This window comes from Streptomyces malaysiensis subsp. malaysiensis (assembly GCF_040653035.1).
Taxonomy (GTDB): domain Bacteria; phylum Actinomycetota; class Actinomycetes; order Streptomycetales; family Streptomycetaceae; genus Streptomyces; species Streptomyces malaysiensis.
The window spans coordinates 120,104-133,547 of the sequence record NZ_JBEZNG010000004.1; the positions used below are offsets into that span (position 1 = coordinate 120,104).

The 13,444-nt window shown below is 71.3% G+C and carries 12 protein-coding genes; 5 read left to right on the forward strand and 7 right to left on the reverse strand.

Annotated elements, in window-relative coordinates; translation table 11 throughout:
* Positions 1-96: 96 nt before the first annotated feature.
* Positions 97-2,235: a SpoIIE family protein phosphatase gene (locus AB0E24_RS10075; RefSeq protein ID WP_359376352.1), complete on the forward strand. Its 2,139-nt coding sequence runs from the start codon at positions 97-99 to the stop codon at positions 2,233-2,235.
* Between the two features lie 24 nt (positions 2,236-2,259).
* On the opposite strand, the gene AB0E24_RS10080 is transcribed toward AB0E24_RS10075, so the two are convergent.
* From AB0E24_RS10080 to AB0E24_RS10090, 3 genes are all read right to left on the reverse strand, one after another.
* A complete protein-coding gene (locus tag AB0E24_RS10080) occupies positions 2,260-3,516 on the reverse strand; it encodes an MmgE/PrpD family protein (RefSeq protein ID WP_359375947.1) in 1,257 nt (418 codons plus the stop codon).
* Entirely contained in the window at positions 3,516-4,886 is a 1,371-nt protein-coding gene (locus tag AB0E24_RS10085) for an MFS transporter (protein WP_079153698.1), read from the reverse strand. Before AB0E24_RS10085 ends, AB0E24_RS10080 begins: the two co-directional genes overlap by 1 nt.
* 193 nt (positions 4,887-5,079) lie before the next feature.
* On the reverse strand, positions 5,080-6,387 hold the full coding sequence (locus tag AB0E24_RS10090) for a lyase family protein (protein ID WP_232637635.1): 1,308 nt from the start codon (positions 6,385-6,387) through the stop codon (positions 5,080-5,082).
* A gap of 195 nt (positions 6,388-6,582) precedes the next feature.
* Between AB0E24_RS10090 and AB0E24_RS10095 the strand changes: the two genes are divergently transcribed.
* Complete coding sequence (locus tag AB0E24_RS10095; protein WP_359375951.1) at positions 6,583-7,350, forward strand: IclR family transcriptional regulator; 768 nt, start codon at positions 6,583-6,585, stop codon at positions 7,348-7,350.
* Positions 7,351-7,404: 54 nt separating this feature from the next.
* Here the strand turns inward: AB0E24_RS10095 and AB0E24_RS10100 are convergent, their stop codons facing one another.
* Entirely contained in the window at positions 7,405-7,938 is a 534-nt protein-coding gene (locus tag AB0E24_RS10100) for a MarR family winged helix-turn-helix transcriptional regulator (RefSeq protein ID WP_359375953.1), read from the reverse strand.
* Positions 7,939-7,978: 40 nt separating this feature from the next.
* Here AB0E24_RS10100 and AB0E24_RS10105 point away from each other — a divergent pair, with 40 nt between their 5' ends.
* From AB0E24_RS10105 to AB0E24_RS10115, 3 genes are all read left to right on the forward strand, one after another.
* Complete coding sequence (locus AB0E24_RS10105) at positions 7,979-8,968, forward strand: EamA family transporter (RefSeq protein WP_359375955.1); 990 nt, start codon at positions 7,979-7,981, stop codon at positions 8,966-8,968.
* Positions 8,969-8,995: 27 nt separating this feature from the next.
* A complete protein-coding gene (locus AB0E24_RS10110) occupies positions 8,996-9,187 on the forward strand; it encodes a GMC oxidoreductase (RefSeq protein WP_100805754.1) in 192 nt (63 codons plus the stop codon).
* Positions 9,188-9,339: 152 nt separating this feature from the next.
* The gene (locus tag AB0E24_RS10115; RefSeq protein ID WP_351371565.1) at positions 9,340-10,176 is read left to right on the forward strand and encodes a TrbL/VirB6 family protein; all 837 of its coding nucleotides are present in this window, start codon (positions 9,340-9,342) and stop codon (positions 10,174-10,176) included.
* A 262-nt stretch (positions 10,177-10,438) separates the two neighbouring features.
* On the opposite strand, the gene AB0E24_RS10120 is transcribed toward AB0E24_RS10115, so the two are convergent.
* The 3 genes from AB0E24_RS10120 to AB0E24_RS10130 form a co-directional block, all read right to left on the reverse strand.
* On the reverse strand, positions 10,439-12,124 hold the full coding sequence (locus AB0E24_RS10120; RefSeq protein WP_359375958.1) for an alpha/beta fold hydrolase: 1,686 nt from the start codon (positions 12,122-12,124) through the stop codon (positions 10,439-10,441).
* A 68-nt stretch (positions 12,125-12,192) separates the two neighbouring features.
* A complete protein-coding gene (locus AB0E24_RS10125; protein WP_069872574.1) occupies positions 12,193-12,750 on the reverse strand; it encodes a TetR/AcrR family transcriptional regulator in 558 nt (185 codons plus the stop codon).
* 95 nt (positions 12,751-12,845) lie between these two features.
* Positions 12,846-13,307, reverse strand: a complete 462-nt coding sequence (locus AB0E24_RS10130; protein WP_359375961.1) for a hypothetical protein — start codon at positions 13,305-13,307, stop codon at positions 12,846-12,848.
* Positions 13,308-13,444 lie beyond the last annotated feature (137 nt).

Sequence of the window (13,444 nt, forward strand, 5' to 3'; positions counted from 1 at the left end):
AGGCTTTCCCCGCACGGCGCCGGGGAGACGGCCGGCCGGGTGCCCGCGTCGCTCTACTCGGCCGCGACTGGTTACATAATGTACCTTGTGCCGCATATGTCTATCCATGGGCCCGAGATCCTTATTCCACCGTTCGACCAGGTGGTAGAGAAGAGCGGTGCCTATGGCGGGCTGCTCCTGCTGGTCCCACCGGGCGAGCCCACGCTTTTCGCCACGCTGCTCAGCGGTTTCCCCGCGAAATTCGCCGGTCCGTGGGCGCGGATCTGGCTGGAGTCGAACTTCGCCATCGCCCGGTCCGCGCGCGAGCGCAGGCAGATCTGGATGGGCCCCGACGAGCGGGCGCTGCTCTACCCCGAGTCGGCCGTCGCGGCGCCCTACCCGTACGCCGTCGTCGACACACCGCTGCTCACCGGCGACACGTTGTGGGGCGTCCTCAACCTCCTCTGGCCCGGTTCCCACCCGCCCGATCCCATTCCGGCGGAGCTCGCGGCGGTCGACGCCGGTGCCCACCGCCTCAGCGAGCTGCTCAGCCGGTGCGCCGAGGAGGGCCGCCCCGTGCGGGCCTACCGACGGCCGCTCGTCGTCCCCCGGCAGGAGGCGAGGCGCTACCAGGCGGACGAGGCACGCGAGGGCGCCCACTTCGCCGAGCGGCTCCCCGGAGGCGGCCTGGGGATGAATCTGGACGGCGAGGTCACCTTCGTGACCGCCGCCACCGCGGAGCTCCTCGGCACCTCGGCAGGCGCGCTGATCGGGGCGCTGCCCTGGGACGTCCTGCCCTGGCTGAGCGACCTGATCTACGAGGACAGCTACCGACGGGCCCTGTTCACCCGGCTGCCGACCTCCTTCACCGCCCTGCGGCCCCCCGATGTCTGGCTGTCCTTCCGCCTCTACCCCGGTGCCTCCGGCATCAGCGTCCGTATCCGGCGGACCGTGGCCCCCGCCGAGAAGGTGCTGTCGGCCACCCCGACACCCACGGCCGAGACCGCGGATCAGGAGGCGGCGCTCACCCCGGCGAGCGACGAGGCCCCCACCCGGGTCGGCTCTCTGTACCACCTGATGCAACTGGCCACCGTCCTCAGCCAGGCCGTCAAGGTGCGGGACATCGTCAACATCGTGTGCAGCCCCGTGATGTCCGCCTTCGATGCCGAGAGCATCGTCCTCCTCACCGTGGACGGGACCAGGCTGCGCGTCCTCGGCCACCGGGGGCTGACCGAGGAAGCCAGTCGGTTCCTCGACGACCACCCGCTGGACGCCGCCACCCCTGCCGGCCGCTGCGTGGCGGAACAGCGGACGCTGTTCTTCACCAGCCCGCAGGAGATGGACCGCGCCTTCCCCGGCTGGTCGGTCCGCAGCCATCTGTCCGCCTTCGCGCTGATGCCCCTGACGGCCTTGGGCCGGCCGGTCGGCTGCGTCGCCTTCGGCTACCGCGAACCACATCAGTTCGGCTCCGGCTACCGCACCCTGTTCACTTCGCTGTCGGGGCTGCTCGCCCAGGCGCTCGACCGGGCCCAGCTCTACGACGCACAGCACCAACTCGCCCGGCGGGTACAGGATTTGCTGCTCCCCACGGCCCTGCCCGACATCCCCGGCCTGGAGGTCGCCTCGCGATACCGGTCGGCGACCCGGGGCGTGGAGATCGGCGGCGACTTCTACGACCTCATCCGGCTCGACTCCGGCTGCGCGGCGGCGATCGGCGACGTGCAGGGGCACAACGTGACCGCCGCCGCCCTCATGGGACAGGTCCGCACCGCGGTGCACGCCACCGCGGGGGCCCGGCCCGACGAAGTACTCACCCGCACCAACAGGCTGCTCACGGACCTGGACGCAGGGCTCTTCACCAGTTGCCTCTACGCCCATATCGACTTCGCCGCGCACCGCGCCCTGCTGGCCACCGCGGGACATCCGCCGCCCCTGCTGCTCGATGCCGAGGGGCAGGTCACCATTCTCGATGTGCCCCCGGGACCGCTCCTGGGCATCGAGCCCGGCGCCCTCTACACCTCGACGGAAACCCCGCTGCCGCCCGGCAGCGCTCTGCTGCTCTACACCGACGGGCTGGTCGAGACCCCCGACACCGACATCGACGCCTCGCTCGCGGAGCTGGCCGACCATCTGCGATGGGCAGCGGCCTCGCCACCCGACGTCATAGCCGACAGACTGCTCCACCAGGCACCGGCTGCCGCCGGGACCGACGATGTGGCGCTGCTGCTCATCCGCCGCCAGGACGGCCACCCCTAGCTCGACGGGTCTGAACTCACCGCCTCAGCACGGCAGTTCGCCGAGGGCCTGCCCCAGGGTGGCCATCGACTTCAGAGGCGTGGGAGTCGGCCGGTCACCGGCCGCTTGCCACTTGCGCCGGATGTCGGCGTCGGTGGGGACGACGAGACCCTGTTCCCGGCCGACCCGCGCGGACTCGATACGGGCCCAGGGCTCGTACCGGGCCGGTTCGGGCTCACCCGGCTCGATGCGCACGGCGATGCGGTCGAAGACCGAACGCACCGCCCGGTCGCCGAGGCCGGTCCGCAGGGCGGCGTCGTCCACCCGTCCGGCGGCCAGGGCGAGGGCGACGGTGAAGGCCAGTCCCATACGGGCCTGCGGAAGGCTGTCGGGCCAGGCGTTGGTGGTCTCCTCCGCGACCAGCGGGGGAACCGTCAGCTCGATGGCGTCGGCCGCGGCGAGCCGGTCGCGTTCGGCGAGCGCGAGTTCGATGGCCGGATGGGTGCCGCTGCACGTGGGGTACTTCTTGGCCAGCACATCCGCGTCCTCGCGTGCGTCGGGCAGCAGCCGTCCGGTGTCGGCGAAGCCCATACCGCGTCCGAGCGCGGCGACGGAGGGGGTGCCGGCCCATCCGGGCTGCCGAGCGAGGTCGAGGGCCCAGACGGCGTTCTCGGCCGCCCGCCCGGCGTGCAGGGCTTTCAGGCTCGTCATGTTGTTGGCCCGCAGACCCCCGATGAGCGATCCGGCGATCCCGACGGCCCGCCAGGTCGTCGCCTCGTCGGACAGCAGGACGCCGAGCGCGACCACGGCCGCGAGCGAAGCGGTCGTCCCGGTGGCGTGCCATCCCGCGCGCAGATGCCGGGGCACGACGAAGGGGCTGAGCATGCGCAGGAAGCGGCGCCCCGCGGCGGACGCCTCCGCCAGCCGGGCGCCGTCGGCCTCCGGTGGAGCGGCCGCCAGCAGCGCCGCCCAGACGACGCTGGAGACATGGGCGGTGGTCGACAGCTGTGTGTCGTCGAAGTCCTGGCCGTGGGCGAACGCGGCGTTGACGAACGCCGCATCGCGTACGCCGACACTGTCGACAGCGCCGTTCAGCACCAGGGTGCGGGGCAGGCCCCGCAGCCGCGACTCCCGCACGATCAGAGGCTCCTGGTGTGCGTGCGCGATGCAGGCCAGGGTGTCGAGCAGGGTCCGCTCGTCCAGTTCCCACTCGTGCCGGGGGCGGGCGAACACGGTGGCGAGGGCGGTGCGGGCCGCGTCCTCGAAAGCCGCGTCCTCGGTAGCCTGGCCGTTGTGCGGCATCACTGGCTCCCCAGCTTCAGGCCGCTGGTCTCCGGGGCGTAGCGGTAGCAGGCGAGTGCTCCGGCGGCGAGTACCAGGACCAGGCCCGTCATGGCCGTGCGGATCCCGAAGGACTCCACCACGACGGGCAGCAGGAAGGTGCTGATGCTGGCGCCGATCCGGCTGGCGGCGACGGCCGCGCCGACACCGGTCGCACGCATCCGGGTGGGGAACAGCTCCTGCGGATAGACGAAGGCCAGGGTGTCGGCCGCCGACAGCGCGAAGGCCAGTGCCGCGAACAGCACGATCACGAGGGTGATCGGCAGATCGTGCAGAATGCCGAGCGGGAGCAGGAGCACCGCGGCGACGGCGAAGCTGCCGACCAGGAACCGGCGTCGGGTGAGCCGGTCGATGACGCTCATGCCGACGACGGCGCCCACCAGGAGCAGCAGGTTGTAGACCGCACCGCCGAAGTAGGCGTTGTGCACGCCGAGTGATGCCAGGATGCGGGGGCTGAACGTGCTCAGCGCGAAGTACGGCATGATGTGACACAGGTAGAACACGCAGGCGATCACTGTGCGCGACCGCAGCGCCGGTGCGAACAGGGCCCGCAGGGAGCCCGACTCGGCCGGGGCGCCGGAGGACGTTGCCGGTGCCGGTGCCGTCGGCAGGGTGACATGCGGCCCGATCTTCGCCGCGATCATCGCGGCGGCCTCCTGGGCGCGTCCCTTGGCGATCAGCCACCGCGGGGATTCGGGCACGCCGAGCCGGGCGGCCGCCACGAGCAGAGCGGGTACGGCGCTGCTGGCCAGCATCCACGTCCACGGCCGGTCGCCCGAGGCCGTCTGGGCGATGAGGTAGCCGACCAGATAGGCGATGGTGTAACCGGCGGCCCACGCGATCGCGAGAACGCTCATCATGCGGCCGCGGCTCTTGCGGGGCGCCAGTTCGCTGACGAGTGTCTTGCTGGCCGCGTAGTCGGCCCCCAGCACGAGCCCCAACAGCAGTCGCAGCAGGAGCAGTTGCCAGGCTGCGGCGGTCCAGAACTGTGCCAGGGACAGGGCGGCCAACAGCGGCATGTCGAAGGCGAAGATGGGGTGCCTGCCGATGCGGTCGATCAGCGCGCCGGAGAACAGGCTGCCGAAGAACAGACCGGCCAGCGAGGCGGCCCCGAGCAGGCCCAGCCACACCGCGTTGAGTGCGAGGTCATCCGTGGCGCTGGTCAGGGCGATCCCGATGATTCCCAGGATGTAGCCGTCGCTGAACTGTCCGCCCGAACCGGCGACGGCGACGTGCAGATGGAAGCGGCCGAAGGGCACATCCTCCAGCTCGACCGTCGCGGACGCGGTGTCCCGCGGTGCTCGGACGTCTGGTGGCGTGGATTTTCTCATGGTGGGGTTCACACCCTTACTGCGTTGCTGGGGCGGGCACACCGGCCGCGTGGCGCGAGGCGTGCCCTGCCGGGCGGGGAGAGAGCGGGTGCCGAGGCGCCGGGGCGGGGTGGGGCCAGGGGGACGGCGGCTGGGGAGGCGGCGGGAACGGCGGTGGGGACGGCGCTGGGGGCGGCGGCCGGGGACGCGGTGTTCAGCGGGTGGTGGCGGTGCCACCTGGCTGGGTGGTGGCGGTCCCGTCCAGCTGGGTGGTGACGGTCCCCCGAAGCTGGGTGGTGGCGGTCTCGTAGCCTTCGGCCGCCGAGAGCTCCACCCAGTGGTCGAGAGCACCGGCGAGATTGCGTTCGCGGTGCGGGCCGTCCCAGGCAAGCCCGTCCACGCACCGGCGGGCGAAGGTCTCGGCGGCGGCGGTGAGGTCGTCGAAGATCGTGGTGAGGGCGTCGATGACGACCGGCTCCATCACGTTCAGCTCCAGCTCGCCGTCGGCCACGGCGCAGTCGACCGTGAGCGCCTGGCCGCGCACCCGGTAGCCCAGTTGCATGACGTATTCGGGGATCACCGGGTTGACCTTGGTCGGCATGATCGACGACCCGGCCTGCACGGCCGGGATGGTCAGGTCCCCGAACCCGCCCTGAGGGCCGGCGGACAGCAGCCGGATGTCGGCTGCGATCTTGGCCATGGTGATCGCGGCCCGGGAACCTGCGGCGGCGATCGCGGCGTACGGGTCCATATGGGACATGGCGTCGAACCGGTTCGGCGCGGCGGCGACGGGACGTCCGGTCAGCTCCGCCAGTTCGGCGGCGGCTTGCTCCGCGAAGCCGTCCGGGGCGCCGATGCCGGTCCCTACGGCGGTGCCGCCGATCGGCACCTCGTGCAGCGCGTGAGCGGCCTCGCGCAGCCCGTCGGCCACCCGCCGGAGGGCGGCGGCGTGGCCCCGGTGGGAGTCACCGGCGGTGAGGCTGACCGCGTCCTGAAGACAGGTACGGCCCAGGTGCTCAACGCCGTCGAACTCCTCGGCCTTGCGGTCGAACGCCGCCGCCAGCTCGCGGAGCGCGGTGACCGGGGCGTCGACCAGTTCCAGCAGGGTCAGCGCCATCGCGGTCGGATAGGTGTCGTTGGTCGACTGCGAGGCGTTGACGTGATCGTTCGGATGGACGGCGACGCCCGCGAGCTGCGCGGCCCGGGCCGCGACGACCTCGTTGACGTTCATGTTCGCGGTGGTGCCGCCACCGCCGTGGACCAACGGCGTGGGGAACTGGCCGGGGTGTACGCCGTCGACGATTTCCTGGCAGGCGGCGACGATCGCGTCCCGGCGGACGTCGTCGAGTACACCGTGGGTGTGGTTGGCGCGGGCGGCGGCCAGTTTGACCAGGGCGTAGTTGCGCACGAAGGGGACCAGGTCGCCGAAGGCGCGGCCGCGAAGGGGGAAGTTCCGCACCCCCAGTTCCGTCTGCGGCCCGTAGAGCCGATCCCCGGTGGTCGTATGAACGTCGGTGGTCATCGGTGACTCACTCTTTCCTTCAGCAGCATCGTTGCAGTGCGGTGTCCGCAGTGCCGGAAAGTGTGCGTCCCGAGCAACCGAGTGACCAGACTCGTTGCTGGCAGAACAACATCTGCTGCCTTGCTGCTCAGAAATTTCTGCCGGGCAAGATCATGTGCGTTGCTGTAGTGACAACAACATGTGAGACTTCGGAACATGGATTCATCAGCCGAACGGGTCGCGGCTCTTCTGCTCGCCTTCGCCGAAGGCGCGGACGGCGACCACAAGGTCAGCGAGCTGGCCCGCGCAGTCGGCCGGGAACGCAGCCAGGTCTCCCGTATGCTGCACGCGCTCCAACGCAGCGGCCTGGTCGAACAGGACGAGGAAACCCGCCGCTACCGGCTCGGATGGCCGCTGCTCGTACTGGCCTCGGGCGCCGGTGACACGGCACTGCTGCGCGCCGCCCGGCCAGTCCTGCGCAAGGTCGTCGCGCACACGGGCGAGGTCGCGCTGCTCTCGGTCCAACAGGGCAACCGCTCACTGACCGTGCTGCGGGAGGAGTCCGCACAGTCGCTGCGGGCCGGTGGCTGGGTGGGGCGCAGTTCCCCGATGCACTGCACCGCCTCGGGCCGCGCCCTGCTCTTCGACTCCGACGACCAGCTCGTCGATGCCCTCACCGCCGACGACCTGCTCGCCCCCGCCCACGGTCTGACCGGCCCCCGCACCCTCGATGAACTACTGGCCAGGCTGCGTGCCGAACGACAGCGGGGCTACAGCCTGGCGAGCGAGGAAGTGGAAATCGGTCTGACCTCGGTCGGCATCCCTGTCCGCGCCCCTGCCGGCGACCTCGTCGCGGTCCTCAACATCTCCGGACCGACATCACGGATGATCCCCCGGATCGACGACATCGCCCGCCGGCTGCGCGCCGCGGCCGGCGGCCTCGAAGCCGCGCTGGCGCACCCCCTCCAGTCCGGCACCCGCTGATCACGCGACGGCCGGCGCGGGCGGACACGCTGATCGCGGCCCGGAGGGGGCGGGTCACTGGCTGCCGGGAGCAGGCGGATGTTCCGGATGTTCCATGCGGAGGAGCCAGGTGGTGAGCAGCGCTTCGAGTGACTCGGCCTCGGCAGGTGCCAGTAGATCCAGCAGGTGGCGTTCGTTGCGCATGTGGTCGGTGAACGCGCGGTCGATCAGTTCGCGTCCGGGCCTGGTGAGGCGGACGATCCGGCCGCGCTGGTCGTCGTCGGAACGGCGGCGGGTGACGAGTCCGGCTCGCTCCAGACGGTCGATTCGCTTCGTCATCGCGCCGGTGGTGACCATGGTGTGCGCGGCGAGTTCACCGGGTGCCCGCTCGTAGGGCTCACCGGCGCGGCGCAGTGCGCACAGGACGTCGAACTCGCCCTCGCTGAGGCCGTAGCGGCCGTAGACCAGGCAGAGTTCCTCGGTGAGCCGGTCGGCCAGGCGGTGCAGTCGGCCGATCACTCCCTGCGGGGTGATGTCGACGTCGGGGCGCTCACGTCGCCAGTCGGCCTGGATGCGGGCCACCCGGTCCAGGGGTTCATCGTGCTCCATACCCACGACAATACCTTCCCAGGAAGCTACATTGGCTTCCATGGAAGCGAATATGCGCTGGGTGGCACTGACCGCGGTCGCGCCGGTGGCCTGGGGGACCACCTACTTCGTCACACATGAGTTCCTGCCGGCCGACCACCCGCTCTACGGGGCCGCCCTGCGGGCCCTGCCCGCGGGGCTCGTTCTGCTCGCCCTGCGCAGGCAGCGGCCGCACGGCGCGTGGTGGTGGCGGTCCGCGGTGCTCGGGCTGCTCAACATGAGCGTGTTCTTCGTCCTCGTCTACACCGCCTCCCAACTGCTTCCCACCAGCGTCGCCTCAACCGTCATGGCGGTGTCCCCGCTGACGATGGTGCTCATCGCCTGGCCCCTGGTGTCCGAGCGGCCCCGGCCCGCCCATCTGGCCGGAGCCGCGATCGGACTCGGCGGGGTCTGTCTCATGCTGTTCACCGGGGTGGACGGGGTGAGCGTGCCGGGAGTCCTCGCCTCGGCCGCCGCCATGCTGATGTCGTCCTTCGGCTACATCCTGGCCAAACGGTGGAGCGCCGGTGCCGATGTGCTCGCCTCGACCGCCTGGCAGCTCACCGCCGGAGGTCTGTTCCTGCTCCCGGTCGCCGTGGCCGTGGAAGGTCCTCCGCCCACGCTCCCCACGCCCACGCTCCTCGCGTTCTGCTACGTCACCCTGATCGCCACCGCGCTGGCCTTCACCGCCTGGTTCACCGGACTACGGCACCTGCCCGCGGGAACGGTCGGACTGATCGGACTGCTCAACCCCGTTACGGGCGTACTGCTCGGCATCGCGTTCGCGGGAGAGTCGCTGACCGTTCAGCAACTGTGCGGCCTGCTCCTGGTCCTGGCCGGAGTAGCCCTGGGCCAACCCCGACGCACAAGCCGACGCGACGGCGGTCAGGCACACCCCCATCCGGCATCCGATGAGCGCCCCACGCAAGCGCCCGCGATTCCCAGGCCCAGCGCGGCGGACGGATGCGAGGCAACGGGCCCAACGAAACCGCCGAGATCGGCGACTCGCTGACAGCCCATCACGAACTCTCGCGTTCTTATGTTCCGACGCCGACCCTGGCACCCCACCACTCATCAATCCCTCCGCATCGTCGACGCATCCACCATTCCTTCCATCATCTCGGGCAACCCCAACAGCACCGTCCTGGCCATCGCTGAACGAGCAGCCACGTATCTCACCTCCGAAAACGACACGTCCGGGCGGCCCTCGCTCCGGCCCGTCGACGAGTGAACGTCCTGTGGGCCCTGATTCCGTGCCGGGGGCGGGTCGCAGCGCCACTCCGCTCTGGGCGCGGAATATGGATACCGCCTTTAGTGTGAAGAGGGACGGCACACGCTCGCACGCACACTCTGCATGCTCACACGCACACTTCGAGGGGCAGCATGAGGAACCACGCTGACGCCGAGTACGAGCCGGACGAACCGGACACGGACGAGCCGGACACGGACGAGGAGGAGCCCGTCGGCGAGTCCGGCGACCCGGATGTGCTCCTCGACGTACCGCAGCTCCAGGTCGAGGAGATCAACCTGAAGGTCGAGAACCTGCAAGCCAGGGTCTCCCTCCAGGCGGAGGTCCTGGACCTGCTCAAGCTCGGCGTCGGCGCCGATGTGTCACTCGGCCATGTGGAGCTCGACATCAAGGGTGTGGAGGCGCGGGCCCTGCTCAAGGTCCGGCTCGACAATGTCGCGGCGATCGTCGGCAGGGTGCTGTCCACCATCGACCGCAACCCCCAGATCCTGGAGCAGGTGACGTCCGGTCTCGGGTCCGCGACGGAGAGCCTGGGCAGCGGCGCCGAGCAGGCGGTCGGCGAGCTGGGGGAAGGCGCCGGAGGAGCGGTCCAGGACGTGGGCAAGGGCGCTGGCAAGGCTGTCGAAGAGGTCGGGGAGGGCGCGGGCGGAGCCGTGGAGGACGCCGGTGAGGCGGCCGGGAAGGTGGCGGAAGAGGTGGGCGAGGGCGCCGGGAAGGCCACCGAGGAGGCGGGCGGCACCGCCACCGAGACCGTGCGGTCGGCCGGGCGTACGGCGAAAAGGTCCACGGGCAAGGTGTCCGGCAAAGTGTCCGGCAAGGTCTCGGACAAAGCCTCGGGCCATGTCTCGGGGGCCACCGGGCGGACCACGAAAGAGCCGGCCTCGGAGTCCAAGGGCGGGAGCGAACCCGGGCGGGCCCTGCGCAAGAGGAAGGCAACGACCCGCGGCCGCGAGCGGGAACGGCCGCCATGAAGGGCCGCCCCGGACATCGCGGCCCGCTCCACCGTGGAGGCCGACCGGCCGCGTACCCGCGGGCCCTGCCGGGACAGCGAGGGCTCGGCTGCGGCCCGGAGCCGCACGACGGTCTCCCGCGCCGTGCGCCGCCGCCTCCCGTACGGCCCGCTCTCCGACGAGTCCTTGCCGCGGGCCGGCAGAAGGGGCAAGCCAGTCGCGCCTACGATCGGCGACCGGAATGTCGACAAGGACGGCGTCGAGGAAGCCCGCCCGCCGGGAGTCATCCGCCGACCGGCGCGGTGAAGCCACCGACGCGACGAGCGACCTGTGAGGGGTGAGTCAGCTGGGGGTAGTGCCCGGCCCCGGCGATCTCGGTGACCGGGTGATCGACGGCCTCGACCAGTGGGTCGGCCGAGCCCACGACGATCTGGACCGGGACGCTCACCCGGTCGAGCAGCGCCCGCGAGTGCGGGCGCTGGGCGAGGTTGGTGCGCACCGCCGCGGCGACCCGGCGCGCCACCCCGGGACGGCGCAGGTCCGCCGCGGCGCTTTCCACCTCCGCTCCCTCGGGGATGCCGAGCGTGCGTGCCAGCCGAGTGGCGGACATCCGGCGCATCATCGGCGCGGCCAGGCCCGAGCGGGCAAGGCGGCGGACGGGTGCCTGGAGGAAGGCCGGGGAAACGAGGACGAGCCCGCTGACGCGGTCTGGATGATCGGCAGCGAAGCGCAGCGCGGGTCCGCAGGCCAGGGAGTGCGCGACCAGCACAGGGCGGGTCCGCGCCGGGCTCAGCAGATCGGCCAGCCAGGCGTTCATCGGCTGGGCCGCGGTGGCCGAACGTCCCAGGCCGGGCAGGTCGGGGGCCAGAACGGGGCCGGGGAGTCGGGCGGCGAGCGGTGCCCAGAGGTCGGCGTTCATCGGCAGCCCGTGCAGCAGGACGTAGTCGGGACGGTGTCGCTCCCCCGTCACCCAGGTACGGCTGCCCGCCACGGTGCGGAAGCCGTACGAGCTCGGCCAGGGCGACGCGGCACCGAAGCGCGCGGCCACCAGGTCGTCGGCCCATGTACGCAGGGCGTCGATGGCCGGGGGCATCTCCAGGCCGGCGCTCGCGGCGAAGGCACGGGCGGTAGCTGTCGGATAGCGGTCGGCGGAGAGGAAGGACAGCGTCTCGGGATCGGCACCGGTCAACTTGCGCGGCAGGCGTCGCAACAGCCCGGCAGGAACGGTCCTTCGAGGTGCCCGCACGCCCGTGTGGCCGGCGATCGCGCGGATCAGCTCGGGCAGGAGCGGGGTGGTGTCGTCGAGCACCCAATAGTGCTCGCCCGCAGGCGATGTGGGGACCTCCGCGAGGAACCGGGCGAAGTAGTCGACCGTGACAATCGGTACGAAGGTGTCACGGCCGCCGGGCAGCGCGGGCAGCCGCCCGTTCCACAGATCCTCGACAAGAGGGGCCAGGCCGATGTACTGGCCCGAACCGATCACGACGCCGGGATTGGCGATGGTCAGCGGGACCTCCAGTTCGCGCGCCCGGGCGCGCACCGCGATATCGCCCTCGCGCTTCGATGCCTCATACGCTCCAAGGCCGGAATAGTCGGGCGTGCCGCCCGGTGCGCTCACCCGGTACCCGCTGATGTGCACCAGCCGCCGCAACCCCGGCAGCGCCGCGGCCCACTCGAGCACGTTGAGCGCCCCGGTGACATTGGCCGCCCGCGCCTCCCGCACGCCGAGGCCGAAGCCGTAGCGACCGGCGGCGTTGTAGACATCACGCACCTCGGGCAGCCCTGAGAGGGGTCGGGTGATATCGGCTGCGACGAGTTCCAGCCTGCCGGTGTCCACTCCCTGGGAGGTCAGCCAGGGAGTGATGGTGTCGTTGCGTACGGCCGCCGCCACCCGCTGCCCCCGGCTGAGCAACTCGGCGGTGAGGGAGCGTCCGATGAAGCCGGTCGCGCCGAAGACGATCGCGTCCATGAGTATCCTAATAGATCGGTCTACATATTTTTGGCGACGAAAAGGCCCGCCGGTCACGGCGGGCCGTATCACCCCAGCAGAGCGCCAATTTGACGGGCGACGCTGTCCAGGGGCCCTCTGCCGCGGTGCGCCCGAGCCAGCAGGAGTGCGCCCTCGGTCAGGGCCAGGATCGTGACCGCGAGGTCGTCGGCGTCCGGGCGTCCGGCCAGTTGTGTGCGCAGGGCCGCCTCCCACGAGCCGTAGACCTCCGAACACGCCTCCTGTAGCAGATCGTTGGTGGCGGCCGTCTCCAGCGCCACGGTCGCCACCGGGCACCCCTTGCGCCAGCCCGACTCCTCCAGCCGGTCACCCAGGTGCCGCAGCATCCCGTCGACGAACTCCGCCGCCGAGGCGCTGGAATCGACCAGGCCCCCCATGGCATCGTCGATCGCCCGTCCTGCCCGGCGGATGGACTCGGCGACCAACTGGTCCTTGCCTCCGGGGAAGTGAAAGTAGAGCGAGCCACGGGGCGCGCCACTGGCCGTGATCACCTGGTTGAGCCCGGTGCCGAAGTAGCCCGCGGCCTCGACCGACTCCTGCGCCGCGTCCAGCAGCCGGTCCCGCGTCTCGGCGCCCTTCTGTCCCATGCTCCGAAAATAGACCGGTCTGCATATTCTTTCAACCCACGCTGGTCGGCGACGCGGGTGATTCGCCTGGGTGCGCCCGCAGTCCACAACACTGATCATGGTCCGGCTGTTGCGGCCTGAAGGGCATTGACGCGGATCTCGTACTCGCGGCGGGCTTGCGCTGGGCCGGGACGGTCGGGGTGCCCTGGCCGCCGTCGAGGGGCCGGCAGCGGGCGAGGAGCTGGCGGTGGATCGCCCGGGTGGTGCTGACGCGCAGGGTGTAGCCCTGGCCGCGCCGTACGGTCACCCCCTGGTCGAGCGCGGCGCGCTCGGCGGGCGAGGGCGGCGATGGAGCGGCCCGCCAGGTAGGCGGTGCGGGCGGTGTCGGTCTTCGCGGCCGGGACGGCCGGGCGGCGTCCGCCCTTGTTGCCCTTGGCCTCCGCGGCGCGCAGTCCGTCGTAGGTCAGCTCGCGCTGGAGGTCGCGCTGGAGGTCGCCGGCGGCGGCGAGGGTCTGCACCATGGACTTCACGGTGGACAGCAGTTCGCCGGTGCGCGGGTGGCGGGCGGTGAGGTCCATGGCGGAGAACGCGCCCAATCACCATCGGATCTGATTGGATCCGGGCCGCCGCGAACCCACGACATCACGCGGGTTCATTGGACGCGCTGCCGCCCTGTCGTCAATCGTTCCTTTGACGACAGGCGGCACGGGCTGGC